The sequence below is a fragment of the Geodermatophilus sp. SYSU D00965 genome (genome assembly GCF_054050075.1).
Genome location: NZ_JBJGYQ010000003.1, coordinates 183,931 through 199,171, shown reverse-complemented (window position 1 = coordinate 199,171; position 15,241 = coordinate 183,931). Strand labels below are relative to the sequence as shown.

Below are 15,241 nucleotides of genomic sequence, written 5' to 3'. Positions count from 1 at the left end.
GTGGGAGGCGGGAGGGTCCTCACACTGCGCTAGCGTCGCGCCCATGAGCGAACCGGCCCGCGTGCGGTGGGAGTACGCCACCATCCCGCTGCTGATCCACAACACCAAGGCGATCCTCGACTCCTGGGGCGTCGACGGGTGGGAGCTGGTCACCGTGCTCCCCGGCCCGGGCGGCCCCGAGCAGCCGGTCGCGTACCTCAAGCGCCCGGTGGGCTGACCTCGCCATGTCGACGCCGCAGACCCAGAGCTGGCACGCCCGGCTCGCCGAGCTCGGCATCCGGCTGCCCGCGGTCGCCGCGCCCGTGGCCGCCTACGTCCCCGCCGTCCGCAGCGGCTCGCTGGTGTACACCTCCGGCCAGCTGCCGTTCGTCGACGGCGGGCTGCGCCGCACCGGCAAGGTCGGCGGGTCGGTCGACCCGGAGGACGCCGCGCACGACGCCAAGGTGGCCTGCCTCAACGCCCTGGCGGCGATCGACGAGCTGGTCGGGCTGGACTCCGTGGCCCGGGTGGTGCGGGTCGTGGGCTACGTGGCCAGCGCCGAGGGCTTCACCGGGCAGCCGCGGGTCGTCAACGGTGCCAGCGAGCTCCTGGGGCGGGTGTTCGGTGAGGCCGGCCGGCACGCCCGCAGCGCCGTCGGGGTGGCCGAGTTGCCGCTCGGCGCGCCGGTCGAGGTCGAGCTCACCGTCGAGCTGAGGGGATGACCGCCTCGCTGCGGCAGGCGGCGACGGTGCTGCTGCTGCGCGACGGCGCCGCCGGGCTCGAGGTGTACCTGCTGCGCCGCACCCGCGGCATGCCCTTCGCCGGCGGGATGACCGCCTACCCGGGCGGCGGGGTCGACCCGCGGGACGCCGACGTCGAGACGACGTGGGCCGGCCCGTCGCCCGCGCAGTGGGCCGGGGCGTTCGGCTGCGACGAGCGGACCGCCCGGGAACTGGTCTGTGCCGCCGTCCGGGAGACCTTCGAGGAGGCCGGGGTGCTGCTGGCCGGCCCTGCCGACGGCGCCGGCGGGCCGGTCGGTGTGGTGCCGGACGTCTCCGGCGACGACTGGGAGGACCAGCGGCAGGCGCTGCTGGCGCGCGACCTCTCCCTGGCCGAGCTGCTCGCCGACCGCGGCCTGGCGCTGCGCTCGGACCTGCTGCGACCCTTCGCGCACTGGGTCACGCCGCCGGGGGAGTCGCGCCGCTACGACACCAAGTTCTTCGCCGCCGCGCTGCCGGCCGGGCAGGAGGCCCGGCACGTCACCGGCGAGGCCGACGAGGCCAGCTGGCTGACCCCGGCTGCCGCGCTGGCGGAGCTGTCGGCGGGCACCCGCCCCATGCTGCCGCCGACGATCCACACCCTCGGCCAGCTGGCGCCCTTCCCGGACGTGGCCGCGGCGCTGGCCGGCTCACCGCCGGAGCCGCTGCACCCGATCAGCCCCACCTTCGAGGACGAGCCCGACGGCCGCTGGGCCGTGCTGCCCGACGGCACCCGCATCCGGTTGGTCGTGCCGCTCCCCTCGTGAAGAGACGAGAGGCCCCCGCTCCGGCAGGAGCGGGGGCCTCGTCGCACAGCAGGTCTCAGCGGGCGCGGCGGCGCAGGCGCTCCTCGTCGAGGACGACGACCGACTTGCCCTGCAGCTGGATCCAGCCGCGGTGCACGAAGTCGGCCAGCGCCTTGTTGACCGTCTCACGGGAGGCGCCGACCAGCTGGGCCAGCTCCTCCTGGGTGAGGTCGTGCTTGACGCGCAGCCCCTCGCCCTCGCGGCTGCCGAACCGGTCGGCCATCTGCAGCAGCGCCTTGGCCACCCGGCCCGGGACGTCGGTGAAGATGAGGTCGGCCACCGAGTCGTTGGTGCGGCGCAGACGGCGGGCCAGCACGTGCATCAGCCGCTCGGCCACCTCGGGGTGCGCCTCGATCCACGTCCGCAGCGTCGACTGCGGCATGCGCGCGAGCTTGACGTCGGTGACGGCCGTCGCCGTCGCCGTCCGCGGCCCCGGGTCGAACACCGACAGCTCGCCGAACTGGTCCGACGGGCCCATGACGGCCAGCACGTTCTCGCGCCCGTCCGGCGAGCGTCGGGAGAGCTTGATCTTGCCGGACATCACGATGTAGAGGCTGTCGCCGGGCTCGCCCTCGTTGAACACCACGCGGCCTCGGGGCAGCGTCACGGTCTCCAGCCGGCTGGCGACCGGGTCCACCGCCTCTTCCGACAGCCCCTGGAAGAGCCCGGACTGGGCCAGCACCTCGTCCACTACGCGTCCTCTCGCACGACCAGTGGGAACGCCGACACCCGGCGCCTCCCGGAGAGCGCGCGCCTGCCGGCGCGGCGCTGTCCGCAGTGAGTCTAGGGGGCTGTGCGCGTGGTCACCCGATCAGTGGGGAGGTCAGCCCACCCGGAGGGGTGACGAACCGGGCTGCCGGGGTCTAGACGACGGGCGGCTCGGCCTCGCGCCGGACGCGGCTGGCGCGCCGACGGCGCCACCGGGCCATCGCGCGGCGGATCCCGGAGGTGGCGAGCGTGTCGACCTCGCCGGGGCTGGCGGTGTTGAGGAACTCCGCGACCTCACGCGGACCGGTCGGCCGCCGCAGCGGTTCCTCCACGCGCTCCATGACCAGGAGGAAGGCGATGAGCAGCGGCGGGAAGAGGATGACGATGAGGGCGACCACCGGGTACCTCCTCAGTCCTCGTCGGGGCGGGCCGGCGCCCGCAGCCACTCCTGTGTACCCCGCCCCGCGGGACCCGATGCCCGCCCGCGGCGGCTGCGATGATGGCACGGACCCGGAGTCGTCAGCGGATCCGCCTACCCTCGACCGCGTGTCCTCGCCCGCCTACGCCCGCCCCGTCCCCCCGCGCGCGCGGCGCGCTGCCGCGCGTGGTGGCGCACCGTTCGACCCGGAGGAGACGCCGCTGGCGCGCACCCGGCGGGCCCGGCGGATGGCCCGCGAGCTGGCGCTGATCCACCCCGACGCGCACTGCGAGCTGGACTTCACCAACGCCTTCGAGCTGCTCGTGGCCACGGTGCTCTCGGCGCAGACCACCGACAAGACGGTCAACCGCGTCACGCCGGCGCTGTTCGCCAAGTACCCCGACGCGGTGGCCCTGGCCGGCGCCGACCGCGCCGACCTGGAGGAGATCCTCAAGCCCACCGGGTTCTTCCGCGCCAAGGCCAACTCGGTGCTGGGGCTGGCCCAGGCCCTGGTCGAGCGCTTCGACGGCGAGGTGCCCGGCCGGATGGCGGACCTGGTCACCCTGCCCGGCGTCGGCCGGAAGACCGCCAACGTCGTCCTCGGCAACGCCTTCGACGTCCCCGGGCTGACCGTCGACACCCACTTCGGCCGGCTGGTCCGGCGGTTCGGCTGGACGGCGGAGGACGACCCGGTCAAGGTCGAGGCCGAGGTCGCGGAGCTGATCCCCAAGCGGGAGTGGACGATGTTCTCCCACCGGGTGATCTTCCACGGCCGCCGCGTCTGCCACGCCAAGAAGGCCGCCTGCGGGGCGTGCGGCCTGGCCCGCTGGTGCCCGTCCTACGGCATCGGCCCGACCGACCCGGAGGTCGCCCTGAAGCTGGTGAAGACCCCGGCCGCCTCCGACACCGAATGAGCGGCCGCGGCAGGGGAGCGGCCGCCGCGCTGATGCTCGCGGCGGCGCTGGCGGGCTGCGGGTCCGACGAACCGGACGCCGCCGCGGCGCCGACCGAGCCGCCGGTCGAGAACACCACCGCGCCGTGTCCGGCGCAGCCCGACCGGCCGGCGTCCGGGGGCGAGGTGCTCGCCGACGTGACCGTGGACTGCCTCGGCGGCGGCGAGCTGGCCTTCGCCCGCGCTCAGGGCCTGCCGACGGTGGTCAACCTCTGGGCCAGCTGGTGCGGCCCCTGCCGCGAGGAGCTGCCGATCGTGCAGCAGCTGGCCGACGAGGCCGGCGACCGGCTCAAGGTGGTCGGCCTGGTCAGCCAGGACCCGGCGGCCAACGGGCGCGCCTTCGCCGCCGACGCCGGCATCACCATGCCCACGGGCGTCGACGCCGACGGCGACCTCGCGATCGAGCAGGGGCTGCGGGGGCTGCCCTACACCTACCTGCTGCGGGCCGACGGCTCGGTCGCCCACCTGCAGCTGCGGCCGGTCACCTCGCTCGACGAGCTCGAGGGCCTGGTGGCCGAGCACCTGGGGGTGCAGGTGTGAGCGCCGCCGAGGACCGCGAGCTGCCCGGCTACCTGCGCCGGCTGCTGGAGTCCGCCGAGGACCTGCCGCTGCGCCACCGGATGCCGCGGCCCACGGCGACCGCCCGCCGCTCGGCGGTGCTCATCCTGTTCGGGGAGGGCCCGCGCGGCGCCGACGTCCTGCTCATCGAGAAGGCCGCGCACCTGCGCACGCACGCCGGGCAGCCGGCGTTCCCGGGCGGCGGGGTCGACCCCGGTGACGACTACCCGGTGGGCACGGCGCTGCGGGAGGCCGAGGAGGAGGCCGGCATCGACCCGGACGGCGTCCGCGTGCTAGCCACGCTGCCGGAGCTGTTCCTCGGGCGGTCGGACAACCTCGTCGTCCCCGTGGTGGGCTGGTGGGACGACCCGCGGGAGGTGACCGTCGGCGACCCGCGGGAGGTGGCCCGGGTGGCGCGGGTGCCGCTGGTCGACCTCGCCGACCCCGCCAACCGGTTCCGCACCCGGCACCCGTCGGGCTTCGTCGGCCCGGCCTTCGGGGTCGCGGGCATGGTGGTCTGGGGGTTCACCGCGGCGCTGCTCGACGCGATCCTCGATGCGGCGGGGCTGGCCCGGCCCTGGGACGCCTCCGACGTCCGCCCGCTGCCGGTCATCGGCGCCCGGCGGCCGCAGCTGCCCGGGACGTTCGAGCCCGCCGAGGAGGAGGAGGCCGCCGCGCCGACGGTCGCCGATCCCGCACCGGACGGGCCCGCGACGCGTACGGTTCCCCCGCGATGAGCGCGTGGGGACGGCGGCTGGGGCGCGGGTGCGCGCCGCTGGTCGCGTTGCTCCTGGCGGTCGGCGTCCTGGCCGGTTGCGGTGGGGACGACGAGAGCGCCGCGGCGCCGTCGTCGTCCACCGGGACGCCGGCCGGGACCGTGACGACGGCGCCCGACGGCGTCCAGGAGGTCACGCTGCAGACGCAGGACGACTACGTGTTCACCCCGGACCGGTTCACCGTCGCACCCGGGCAGGTGCGGCTGACGGTCGTGAACGTCGCCGAGCAGCTGACCCACAACTTCCGCTTCACGCCCGGTGCCGGGCCGGCCGGGATCGACCCGGAGATCCCGTTGCTGGCGCCGGGGGAGACCCGCACCATCGAGTTCACCGTGACCACGCCCGGCGACTACGGCTTCGAGTGCAGCTTCCACACGCAGCTCGGCCAGGTCGGCACGATGACGGTGAGCGGTTAGGCGATGTCGTTCGTGGACCTGGTCATCATCGTCCTCGCGCTGGTCTTCGCCTTCTCCGGCTTCCGGCAGGGCCTCGTCGTCTCGGCCGCGTCGTTCTTCGGGTTCTTCGGCGGCGCGGTGCTCGGCGCGCAGCTGTCGGGCACGGTCGCCGACCGGGTCGACGGCTCGCCGGTGACCCGTGTGTTCGTCGCCCTGGTCGTGGTCCTCGCCGGTGCCCTGCTGGGGCAGTTGCTGGCCGGCGCGGTCGGCCGGGCGATCCGCCGGCGGGTGACCTGGGAGCCGGCCAAGGTGGTCGACTCGATCGCCGGCGCGGTGCTCTCGGCGGCGGCGGTGCTCCTGGTCGCCTGGATGGTCGCCAGCCCGCTGGCGCTGGCGCCGTTCCCCGAGGTGGCCGGCCAGGTGAAGCAGTCGTCGCTGGTGCAGGCGGTCGACCGCACGGTGCCCGACGGGGTGCGGGCGGTCTACGACTCGCTGCGCGGGGCGATCGAGCGGCCCGGCCTGCCCGACGTCCTCGACCCGCTGACGTCCACCGAGGCCCGGGACGTCCCGGCGCCGGACCAGGCGCTGGAGACCAGCCCGGTGGTCGCCTCGGTGCAGGGCTCGGTGGTGCAGATCAGCGGCGTCGCGCCGTCCTGCTCGCGGCAGATCGACGGCTCCGGCTTCGTCTACGCCCGGGAGCGGGTGCTGACCAACGCGCACGTCCTGGCCGGCGTGACCGACCCGGTGGTCACCGCGGAGGGGGAGGAGTACGGCGCCACCCCGGTCTACGTCGACGAGGAGACCGACATCGCGGTGCTCGCCGTCCCCGGGCTGCCGCAGGTGCCGCTGACCTTCGCCGCCGGGCCCGTGGACACCGGCGCGGACGCGATCATCATGGGCTACCCCGGCGGCGGCGACCTGTTCGTCGGCCCGGCCCGGGTGCGCGACCGGCGGGACATCAGCGGGCCGGACTTCCGGGACTCCCGGACCGTCGTCCGCGACGTCTACCAGCTCTACGGCGAGGTGCGGGCCGGCAACTCGGGCGGTCCGCTGTTCGACCGCGAGGGGCACGTGCTCGGCGTCGTGTTCGCCTCGGCGATCGACGACCCGCAGACCGGCTACGCGCTGACCAACGCCCAGGTCGCCGACGCGGTGTCGGCCGGGACCACGGCCACGGCACCGGTCCCCACGGGCGCCTGCGAATAGAAGAAGGACCCCGTCCTCCCCACCCTTCGCAGGCTCAGGGTGGGACCCGGGACGGGGCCGGCGGCGGGGCCCTGCAGGGGGCCGCTGACGCCCTGGGCGGGGGCCGCTCTATCGGGCCCAGGCGGTCAGGGCGGCGCTGACCTCGTCGGGGGCCTCCTCGTGGGGGAAGTGGCCGACGTCGGGCAGCTCGCGCCACTCGTAGGCGCCGGCGACGTAGCGGCCCGACCCGCGGGCGGACGACGGCAGCACGTACGCATCGAGGCCCCCGTGCAGCTGCAGCGTGGGCGCGGTGACCGGCGCGGCCATCCGCCGGGCGTAGCGCAGCCCGTCGGGGCGCAGCTGGGAGCGGCCGGCCCAGCGGAAGTACTCCATCGATCCGTAGGCGGCCTGCGGGATGCGCGCCGCGGACCGGTAGCGGGTCACCGCCTCGGCGAAGTCGGCCGTCGACGTCCAGGCCGGGCCGGCCCAGCGGCGCATCAGCTCGGCCACCGGGTCGTCGTCGGCGCGGGTGAGCCGCCGCTCGGGCAGCCGCGGCAGCTGGAAGCCCAGCATGTGCCGCAGCGCCCGTCGCTGGGCGCCGTCCCGCAGTGCTGAGCGCAGCATCCGCGGGTGCGCCATCGAGAGCACCGCCAGCCGGCGCACGCTGCGCGGGTGCAGGGCGGCCACCGTCCAGGCGACCAGCCCGCCCCAGTCGTGCCCGACGACGACGGCGTCCCGCTCGCCGAGGGCGCGCACCAGGGCGGCGACGTCGGCGGCCGCGGTCGGCAGGTCGTAGCCGCGGGGCGGCTTGTCGCTGCCCCCGTACCCGCGCAGGTCCGGGGCGACGGCGCGGAACCCGGCCGCGGCCAGCGCGGGCAGCTGGGCCCGCCAGCTCCACCAGAACTCGGGGAAGCCGTGCAGCAGCAGGACCAGCGGTCCCTCGCCGGCCTCGGCGACGTGCAGCCGGACGCCGTTGGCCGACAGGTCGCGGTGCGTCCAGGGACCGGGCAGCAGGACGCTGGTGGCGTCGGGCGGCTCCTCCTCGGGGACGCTCACGACCGGCGCGCGGCCCGGGTCAGACGCGGTAGTTCTCGCTGCCGCGCAGCTGCACGCGGCCGTTGCTCACCGTCGGCACCTCGCGGCGGCGCTCGCCCGGGGCCTCCCGGTGGACGACCGCGGGCAGCTCGCGCAGCGTCTCGAGGGTCCGCTCCGGCTTCTCGATCTTCTTGATCTGCCCGCGGCCGACCAGGGCGGCGATCGCGGCCAGCAGCACGAAGAACGCCCAGACGATCAGGTAGGAGATCCAGCGCTGGAGGCCCAGCCAGGTGAGGAACTCGGCGATCGTGATGAAGAGGAAGACCGTGGAGACACCGAGCAGGACACCGGCGGCGCCGAACGCCCCGGCGCCGATGCCGGCCTTCTTCGCCGACTTCCCGACCTCGGCCTTGGCCAGCTCGATCTCGCTGCGGATCAGCGTCGACATGTCCGCCATGGCGCTCTGGACGAGGACGCCGACGGAGGGCTCCTCCGCGCCGGCGGGCCGGCCCAGGGGCGGGGTCGACGATGCGCTGTGGGCCACGGGGGCACCTCCTGAGGTCGATGGCGGCTACGGGCCGCCGGGCGGGCGGTCCACCTGGGGGAATGGTGCCCCATGATCACCGGGCGCGCGTCCCCGGTGTCCCCCGACCGGAGTGCGGGAGCGCAGGTGACCTGCGCTCCCGCACTCCGCTTCAGTCCTCCGAGGACGCCGACGCGGGCAGCTTGTCCTTGATCAGGTTCATCACCGACGAGTCGGTGAGCGTGGTGACGTCGCCCAGCTCGCGGTTCTCCGCGACGTCCCGCAGCAGCCGGCGCATGATCTTGCCCGACCGGGTCTTGGGCAGCTCCTGGACGACCATGATCTGGCGCGGGCTGGCGATCGGGCCGATGTCCTTGCGGACGTGCAGGCGCAGCTCCTTGACCAGGTCCTCACCGGAGTCCTCGGCGTTGCCCCGCAGGATGACGAACGCGACGATGCCCTGCCCGGTGGTCGGGTCGCTGGCGCCGACGACCGCGGCCTCGGCGACCGCGGGGTGGGCGACCAGCGAGGACTCGACCTCGGTGGTGGAGATGCGGTGGCCGGAGACGTTCATGACGTCGTCCACCCGGCCGAGCAGCCAGATGTCGCCCTCGGCGTCCTTCTTGGCGCCGTCCCCGGCGAAGTAGACGTCCTTGCCGAACCGCGACCAGTAGGTGTCGACGTAGCGGTCGTCGTCGCCCCAGATGGTGCGCAGCATCGACGGCCACGGCTCGGTGAGCACGAGCAGCCCGGTGGTGTCGTCGCCGAGCTCGTTGCCCTCGTCGTCGACGACCTTGGCCGAGATGCCCGGGAACGGGGTCTGGGCCGAGCCGGGCTTGAGGTTCGTGACGCCCGGCAGCGGGTTGATCATGTGCGCGCCGGTCTCGGTCTGCCACCAGGTGTCGACGATCGGGCAGCGCCCGCCGCCGATGTTCTGGTGGTACCAGAGCCAGGCCTCGGGGTTGATCGGCTCGCCGACCGACCCGAGGATGCGCAGGCTGGTCAGGTCGAAGCCCGCGGGGATGTCCTCGCCCCACTTCATGAACGTGCGGATCACCGTGGGGGCGGTGTAGAGGATCGAGACCCGGTACTTCTCGATGAGCTCGAACCAGCGGCCGCGGTGCGGGGTCTCCGGCGTCCCCTCGTACATGACGCTGGTGGCCCGGTTGGAGAGCGGCCCGTAGACGATGTAACTGTGGCCGGTGACCCAGCCGACGTCCGCGGCGGTCCAGAAGACGTCGGTGTCGGCCTTGAGGTCGAAGCTCGCCCAGTGCGTGAAGCTGACCTGGGTCAGGTAGCCGCCGCTGGTGTGCAGGATGCCCTTCGGCTTCGCCGTGGTCCCGGACGTGTACATGATGTACAGCGGGTGCTCGGCGTCGAACGCCTCGGGCGTGTGCTCGGTGGACTGCCGGTCGACCAGGTCGTGCCACCACACGTCGCGGCCCTCGGTCATCTCGACGTCCTGCCCGGTCCGCCGGACGACGATGACGCTGCGCACGCCCTCGGTCCGGGCCAGCGCCTCATCGACGTTGGGCTTGAGCGCGCTCGGCGCCCCCCGGCGGTAGCCGCCGTCGGCGGTGACGACCACCTGGGCCTGCGCGTCGGTGATCCGGCTCGCCAGGGCGTCGGGGGAGAAGCCGCCGAAGACCACCATGTGCACCGCGCCGATGCGGGCGCAGGCGAGCATGGTGATCACCGTCTCGGGGATCATCGGCATGTAGATGGCGACCCGGTCGCCGGTCTGCACGCCCAGCTCGAGCAGCGCGTTGGCGGCCTTGCTGACCTCGTCCTTGAGCTGCGCGTAGGTGATCGTCCGGGTGTCGCCGGGCTCGCCCTCCCAGTGGTAGGCGACCTGGTCGCCGTGGCCGGCCTCGACGTGCCGGTCCACGCAGTTGTAGGCGACGTTGAGCTTGCCGCCGACGAACCACTTGGCGAACGGCGGGTTGGTCCAGTCGAGGACCTGGTCCCACGGCTGCGCCCAGGTCAGCCGCTCGGCCTGCTTCGCCCAGAACGCCAGCCGGTCGCGCGACGCCTCCTCGTAGACGTCGGGACCCACGTTGGCCTGGGCGGCCAGCTGCTCGGGCACCGGGAACCGGCGGCCCTCCACCTCGGTCGTCTCGCTCACGACTACCTCCTGCGTGTCCGACGCCGCGACGGCGCGACGTGCTCCCCGCCACACCGTATGGTCCGGGGCCGTCTCGCGTCTGCCCCGTGCAACGTGGCTGCAGCGAGGTGCCGGGAGCCCGGGCCGGGGACGCCGGTGCGGGGGGCGCGGGGACGCGCCGAGCGCGGGCGTCACCGCTGGCCCAGCGCCGTCTCCACGGCCCGCCGCAGGTCGTCGAGCCCGTCGCCGGTGAGCGCCGAGACGGGGACGGCGTCGGGATAGGCCGCCCGCAGCGCGGCGAGCCACTCCGGCGGGGCGACGTCGACCTTGTTGAGCGCGAGCAGCTCGGTCTTGTCCCGGGCGCCGATCTCGTAGAGCACGCCGCGGACCGTCGTCACCTGGGCCATCGCGTCGGGGGCCGAGGAGTCCACGACGTGCAGCACCAGGTCGGCCTCGGTGACCTCCTCCAGGGTGGAGCGGAACGCGTCGACCAGCTGGTGCGGCAGGTGGCGGACGAAGCCGACGGTGTCGCTGAGCGTGTACTCCCGGTCCGACGGCGTGCGGGCCTGGCGGACGGTCGGGTCCAGCGTGGCGAACAGCGCGTCCTGCACCAGGACGTCGGCGCCGGCCAGCCGGTTCATCAGCGCGGACTTCCCGGCGTTGGTGTACCCGGTCAGTGCCACCGAGGGCACCCGGTTGTGCCGGCGCCGCAGCCGCGTCCGCTCCCGGCGCCGGGCGGTCTCCTGCACCTGCCGGCGCAGCTGGGTGATCCGCCGGCGCAGGTGCCGCCGCTGCCGCTCCAGCCGCATCTCACCGGGCCCGCGGACGCCGGTGCCCGCGCCGCCCGCCGTCCGCCCTCCGCCGATCCGGGACAGCTCCGTGCCGTGCCCGGTCAGCCGGGGCAGCTGGTAGGCCAGCTGGGCCAGCTCCACCTGCGCCTTGCCCTCACTGCTGCGCGCGTGCTGGGCGAAGATGTCCAGGATCAGCGCCGTCCGGTCCACGACCCGGGCACCGAGGCGGTCCTCCAGGTTGCGCACCTGGGCCGGGGAGAGGTCACCGTCGGCGATGACGAGGGCGGCGTCCCGCTGGCGGACCAGGTCGGCCAGCTCGGTGACCTTGCCGGAGCCCAGGTAGGTGGCCGGGTCGGGCCGGTCGCGCGCCTGCACCAGCCGACCGACGACGTCCACCCCGTCGGTCTCGGCCAGCCGCGCGAGCTCGTCGAGGGGGTCGGCGGCTCCGTCGTCCTCCGCGCGCACGCCCAGCAGCACCGCGCGGGCGCCGTCCCCGTCGTCGCCGCGCTCGGCCTCCGCGCCGAGCAGCCACGTCCCTGGCACGGGCACCTCCCGGGGTCCGGGCGCACCGCCCGGTCCGCGGCCGGAGACGTCCGACCGTCCTGGCCCTCTCCGGCACGGCCAGCCTTCCCCCGACCCGGCCGTCCCACACCTCGCTCAGGGGAGGAAGAGCATCGTGTCGCCGTACTCGTGCCAGAGGTAGCTGCCGGCGGCGGCGTGGGCGTACGCCCGCTCGACGAGCGCCCGCCCGGCGACCGCCTCGAGCAGCAGCAGGTGGCTCGCGTCGGGTGCGTGCAGGCCGGTGACCAGCCCGGTGACCGCGCGGGCGGGGCGGTCGGGGCCGAGCACGAGGTCGGTCCAGCCGGCCGCTGGACGGGTGACGCCGTCCTCGCCGGTCGCGGTCTCCAGTGCGCGCGTCACGGTCGTGCCGACGGCGACGACCCGCCCCCCGGCCTCGCGGGTGGCGGTGACCAGGCGGGCGGTGACCTCCGGGACGTCGAAGCGCTCCGGCGCGGGCGGCTCGTGCAGCTCGGGGCTGGAGACCCCGGCGTGCAGCACCACCGGGACGACGGGCACCCCGCGGGCCATGAGCCGCACCAGCAGCCGGTCGGTGAAGGGCCGCCCGGCGCTGGCGTTCTCCGCGCTGCCCGGCTCGGTCGCGTAGACGTTCTGCGCGTCGGCGAGGGTCGGGGCGGTGCGCAGGTAGCCGTAGCGGATCGGTTGCCCGTGGCGGGCGAGGTGCGCTCCCCGGTCGGCGTGCGGCTCGGTCCGGGCGCGCCACAGCCGGGAGGGGTGGGCCGGGTCCGGGAACGCCGCGAGCAGCCGCAGCCGCACGCCGCCGGGGAGGTCCAGCTCGGTGCCCGGTTCCACGCCGCGGTCGGGTCCGTCGCCGTCCGGCCGGCGGACCTCGACCACCCAGTCGCCGTCGTCCAGCGCCGTCGACACGTGCAGCGGGACGGTCGTGCCGTCGGCCCGGCGGACGTCGAGCCGCGCGGGCAGCGTCGCCGACGTGTTGACCACGACCAGGTCGCCGGGCTCGAGGTGCTCGGGCAGGTCCCGGAAGACGGCGTCGTGCAGGCCGGCGGGCCGGACGACGAGCAGGCGGACCTCGTCGCGGGCCAGGCCGCGGTGCTCGGGCGGCGCGGTCGCCTCGGCGCCCATGGCCACGGCGCTCATCGCGCGGCCTCCGCCGTCGCGGCGAGCTCGGCGGCCCGGTAGCGACCGCTGGGCGAGTCACCGTCGACCAGTCGCAGCAGGGCGGGGACGACGTCCTCCGGGGCCGGCAGCCCCGTGGCGTCGGGGTCGGCGGCGCGGTGCATGTCGGTGGCCATGTCGCCGGGGTCGACCGCGTGGACGTGCAGCGCCGGGTGCTCGACGGCGAGGACGGCGGTCAGCAGGTCGAGTGCGGCCTTGCTCGCGCCGTACCCGCCCCAGCCCTCGTAGGCCTCGACCGCGGCGTCGCTGCTGATGTCGAGCACCGTGCCGCCGGCCCGCTCGAGCGCCGGCAGCACCGCCTGGACCAGGGCGAGCGGCGCGACCGTGTTCACCGCGAGCACCCGTTCCAGCGCCGCCGGCGGCAGGTCGGCGAGCCGGGAGAGCGGGGTGGGGCCGAGCTCGCTGGCGTTGTTGACCAGCAGGTCCAGACGGTCGCCGACGGCCGCGGCGAGGGCGGCCCGGTGCGCGGGGTCGGCGACGTCCCCGGGGACGGCGGTGACCAGGTCGGGGCGGGGCAGGGCGGCGACCGCGGCGGCGAGGCGGTCGGGGTCGCGGCCGTCGACGACGAGGCGCCAGCCGCGCCGGCCGAGGGCCTGGGTGAGGGCGGCGCCGAGGCCGCGGGACGCTCCGGTGACGAGTGCGGTGCGAGTCATGCGGCCACGGTGGAACCTGAAGTGCACTCGAGGTCAATACTTGGAGTCGACTTCAATTCGAGGAGGTCGTCGTGGCCGACGAGCTGACCATCGGGCAGGTGGCCGAGCGGGCCGGGATCGCGGCGTCGGCGCTGCGGTACTACGAGGCCCAGGGGCTCATCGCGGCGTCCCGGACGGCCGGCGGGGCCCGTCGCTTCCCGCGCAGCGTGCTGCGCCGGCTGGCGTTCATCCGGGCCGCGCAGAACGTCGGGCTGACCCTGCCGGAGATCCGGACGGCGCTGGCCACGCTGCCCGAGGGGCGGACGCCGTCGGCACGGGACTGGGCGCGGCTGTCGCAGGGCTGGCGGGACAGGCTCGACGAGCAGATCGCAGCGCTGGTGCAGCTGCGCGACGGGCTGAGCTCGTGCATCGGCTGCGGCTGCCTGTCCCTGACGCGGTGCGCGCTGTCCAACCCCGGCGACGTCGCCGCGGGCGAGGGCCCCGGGGCGCGCTGGCTGTCCCCGGCGCTGCGGCGGGTGCCGCCGACATCCAACGCGGGGTGAGGCACGGGCCGGACGCGGGGTGAGGCGTTCCCTCGCCCTCCCGGCCCGGTGCGGGAGATGATCGACCGACCGCCGTCGGGAGGGGGAGGTCGCATGTCCGTCATGCCCGCCGCGTTCTTCGGCCACGGGAACCCGATGAACGCGCTCGAGAAGAACCGCTACACCGAGGCGTGGCGCGCGTTCGGCGAGTCGGTGCCGCGGCCGCGGGCGATCCTCGTCGTCTCCGCGCACTGGTACGTGCACGCCACCGCGGTGACCGCGATGCCGCAGCCGCGCACCATCCACGACTTCTTCGGCTTCCCCCGCGAGCTGTTCGACGTCAGCTACGACGCGCCGGGCCTGCCGGAGCTGTACCAGGAGGTCGCCGACATCGTCCACCCGACCTGGGTGGGCGCCGACCTGGACAGCTGGGGGATCGACCACGGCACCTGGTCGGTGCTGCGGCACGCGTTCCCCGACGCCGACATCCCGGTCGTGCAGCTGTCGATCAACGCGCTCAAGCCGTTCGACTACCACCTGCAGCTCGGCGCCTCGCTCGCGCCGCTGCGGGAGGACGGCGTGCTGGTGATCGGCAGCGGGAACGTCGTCCACAACCTCGGCGGGGTGAGCCGCGCGATGCCCGACGGCGGGTTCGACTGGGCGCGCCGGTTCGACGAGCAGGCGCAGGAGTTCATGCAGCTGGAGCCGACCGAGGTGCTCCGCCTCGACGGGCACCGCGACTACGACCTCGCCGTCCCGACGCCGGACCACTTCCTGCCGCTGCTCTACGTCGCCGGGATCGCCGGGGCGACCGGGACGACAGCGGACGTCCTGGTCGACGGCTACGCCTACGGGTCACTGTCGATGACCGCCTACACCGTCGGCATGACCCCGCCGTCCGCGGAGGGCAGCGGGTTCGCCGCGCCGCTGCCGGAGGACCCCCCGCCGGACGGCGCGAACATCTAGAAGGACCCCGCTGCCCCCCACCCCTCGCTCCGCTCGGGGCGGGTCCCTGCAGCGGGGCCGTTCCAGCACGTCACCACGTCACCCGGCCTCCGACGGGCGTGCCGTGTCGCTGATCCGCGGGAAGGGTCGCGTGGAGAAGACGACCTCCACGGGGACGCCGAAGAACTCCGCGATGCGCAGCGCCAGGTGCAGGCTGGGGTTGTACTCGCCGCGCTCCAGGTAGCCGACGGTCTGGTAGTGCACGCCGAGGGCGTCGGCCAGCTCCCGCCGGCTGACGCCCTGCTCGGCCCGCAGCAGCGCGATCCGGTTGTGCACGGCGTCCCCCGTGCGCTCCCCGCTCACGCCACCTCCTCGCCGGCGCTCGTCAGCCGCGCTCGCGGCGCTGCTGCGCCCCTGG

19 protein-coding genes are annotated in these 15,241 nt (G+C 75.1%); 10 read left to right on the top strand and 9 right to left on the bottom strand.

Translation table 11 applies throughout. From position 1 onward, the window contains the following. The first annotated feature begins 43 nt into the window (after positions 1 to 43). From ACI789_RS04030 to ACI789_RS04020, 3 genes are read left to right on the top strand one after another with little or no spacing between them, the layout of a single operon-like run. Complete coding sequence (locus ACI789_RS04030; protein ID WP_456916919.1) at positions 44 to 217, top strand: hypothetical protein; 174 nt, start codon at positions 44 to 46, stop codon at positions 215 to 217. A gap of 7 nt (positions 218 to 224) precedes the next feature. Then, complete coding sequence (locus ACI789_RS04025; protein WP_457006839.1) at positions 225 to 701, top strand: RidA family protein; 477 nt, start codon at positions 225 to 227, stop codon at positions 699 to 701. Beyond that, positions 698 to 1,504, top strand: a complete 807-nt coding sequence (locus ACI789_RS04020; RefSeq protein ID WP_457006838.1) for an NUDIX hydrolase — start codon at positions 698 to 700, stop codon at positions 1,502 to 1,504. The genes ACI789_RS04025 and ACI789_RS04020 overlap by 4 nt, the downstream gene beginning before the upstream one ends. 55 nt (positions 1,505 to 1,559) lie before the next feature. On the opposite strand, the gene ACI789_RS04015 is transcribed toward ACI789_RS04020, so the two are convergent. Both ACI789_RS04015 and ACI789_RS04010 read right to left on the bottom strand, forming a co-directional pair. Then, the gene (locus ACI789_RS04015; protein ID WP_456916922.1) at positions 1,560 to 2,234 is read right to left on the bottom strand and encodes a Crp/Fnr family transcriptional regulator; all 675 of its coding nucleotides are present in this window, start codon (positions 2,232 to 2,234) and stop codon (positions 1,560 to 1,562) included. A 172-nt stretch (positions 2,235 to 2,406) separates the two neighbouring features. Next, positions 2,407 to 2,649, bottom strand: coding sequence for a hypothetical protein (locus tag ACI789_RS04010; protein ID WP_456916923.1), 243 nt, complete (start codon positions 2,647 to 2,649; stop codon positions 2,407 to 2,409). 148 nt (positions 2,650 to 2,797) lie between these two features. On the opposite strand from ACI789_RS04010, the gene nth reads away from it, so the two are divergent. Genes nth through ACI789_RS03985 form a run of 5 tightly spaced genes read left to right on the top strand, consistent with a single transcriptional unit; the run spans position 2,798 to position 6,556 of the window. Then, positions 2,798 to 3,583 carry an endonuclease III gene (gene nth / locus ACI789_RS04005; RefSeq protein WP_456916924.1) on the top strand — a complete coding sequence of 262 codons (786 nt, stop codon included), beginning with the start codon at positions 2,798 to 2,800 and terminating at the stop codon, positions 3,581 to 3,583. Continuing rightward, a complete protein-coding gene (locus tag ACI789_RS04000; RefSeq protein WP_457006837.1) occupies positions 3,580 to 4,161 on the top strand; it encodes a TlpA family protein disulfide reductase in 582 nt (193 codons plus the stop codon). The genes nth and ACI789_RS04000 overlap by 4 nt, the downstream gene beginning before the upstream one ends. Continuing rightward, positions 4,158 to 4,916, top strand: coding sequence for an NUDIX hydrolase (locus tag ACI789_RS03995; RefSeq protein ID WP_457006836.1), 759 nt, complete (start codon positions 4,158 to 4,160; stop codon positions 4,914 to 4,916). The genes ACI789_RS04000 and ACI789_RS03995 overlap by 4 nt, the downstream gene beginning before the upstream one ends. Next, on the top strand, positions 4,913 to 5,371 hold the full coding sequence (locus ACI789_RS03990) for a plastocyanin/azurin family copper-binding protein (RefSeq protein ID WP_456916927.1): 459 nt from the start codon (positions 4,913 to 4,915) through the stop codon (positions 5,369 to 5,371). Before ACI789_RS03995 ends, ACI789_RS03990 begins: the two co-directional genes overlap by 4 nt. A gap of 3 nt (positions 5,372 to 5,374) precedes the next feature. Further along, on the top strand, positions 5,375 to 6,556 hold the full coding sequence (locus tag ACI789_RS03985) for a MarP family serine protease (RefSeq protein ID WP_456916928.1): 1,182 nt from the start codon (positions 5,375 to 5,377) through the stop codon (positions 6,554 to 6,556). A 108-nt stretch (positions 6,557 to 6,664) separates the two neighbouring features. On the opposite strand, the gene ACI789_RS03980 is transcribed toward ACI789_RS03985, so the two are convergent. From ACI789_RS03980 to ACI789_RS03955, 6 genes are all read right to left on the bottom strand, one after another. Then, positions 6,665 to 7,591: an alpha/beta fold hydrolase gene (locus tag ACI789_RS03980; protein WP_457006835.1), complete on the bottom strand. Its 927-nt coding sequence runs from the start codon at positions 7,589 to 7,591 to the stop codon at positions 6,665 to 6,667. A gap of 19 nt (positions 7,592 to 7,610) precedes the next feature. Next, positions 7,611 to 8,114 carry a phage holin family protein gene (locus ACI789_RS03975; RefSeq protein ID WP_457006834.1) on the bottom strand — a complete coding sequence of 168 codons (504 nt, stop codon included), beginning with the start codon at positions 8,112 to 8,114 and terminating at the stop codon, positions 7,611 to 7,613. Positions 8,115 to 8,265: 151 nt separating this feature from the next. Continuing rightward, positions 8,266 to 10,218 carry an acetate--CoA ligase gene (gene acs, locus ACI789_RS03970; RefSeq protein ID WP_457006833.1) on the bottom strand — a complete coding sequence of 651 codons (1,953 nt, stop codon included), beginning with the start codon at positions 10,216 to 10,218 and terminating at the stop codon, positions 8,266 to 8,268. Between the two features lie 170 nt (positions 10,219 to 10,388). After that, complete coding sequence (hflX, locus tag ACI789_RS03965) at positions 10,389 to 11,531, bottom strand: GTPase HflX (RefSeq protein WP_457006832.1); 1,143 nt, start codon at positions 11,529 to 11,531, stop codon at positions 10,389 to 10,391. A gap of 114 nt (positions 11,532 to 11,645) precedes the next feature. Further along, positions 11,646 to 12,665, bottom strand: coding sequence for an S-adenosylmethionine:tRNA ribosyltransferase-isomerase (locus ACI789_RS03960; RefSeq protein ID WP_456916933.1), 1,020 nt, complete (start codon positions 12,663 to 12,665; stop codon positions 11,646 to 11,648). Next, complete coding sequence (locus tag ACI789_RS03955; protein WP_457006831.1) at positions 12,662 to 13,357, bottom strand: SDR family NAD(P)-dependent oxidoreductase; 696 nt, start codon at positions 13,355 to 13,357, stop codon at positions 12,662 to 12,664. The genes ACI789_RS03960 and ACI789_RS03955 overlap by 4 nt, the downstream gene beginning before the upstream one ends. Positions 13,358 to 13,428: 71 nt before the next feature. On the opposite strand from ACI789_RS03955, the gene soxR reads away from it, so the two are divergent. Both soxR and ygiD read left to right on the top strand, forming a co-directional pair. Continuing rightward, positions 13,429 to 13,899 carry a redox-sensitive transcriptional activator SoxR gene (gene soxR / locus ACI789_RS03950; RefSeq protein ID WP_457006830.1) on the top strand — a complete coding sequence of 157 codons (471 nt, stop codon included), beginning with the start codon at positions 13,429 to 13,431 and terminating at the stop codon, positions 13,897 to 13,899. A gap of 93 nt (positions 13,900 to 13,992) precedes the next feature. Next, positions 13,993 to 14,844, top strand: coding sequence for a 4,5-DOPA-extradiol-dioxygenase (ygiD, locus tag ACI789_RS03945; protein ID WP_457006829.1), 852 nt, complete (start codon positions 13,993 to 13,995; stop codon positions 14,842 to 14,844). A 78-nt stretch (positions 14,845 to 14,922) separates the two neighbouring features. Here ygiD and ACI789_RS03940 read toward each other — a convergent pair whose 3' ends face one another. Beyond that, the gene (locus ACI789_RS03940; RefSeq protein ID WP_457006828.1) at positions 14,923 to 15,186 is read right to left on the bottom strand and encodes a helix-turn-helix transcriptional regulator; all 264 of its coding nucleotides are present in this window, start codon (positions 15,184 to 15,186) and stop codon (positions 14,923 to 14,925) included. Between the last annotated feature and the right edge of the window lie 55 nt (positions 15,187 to 15,241).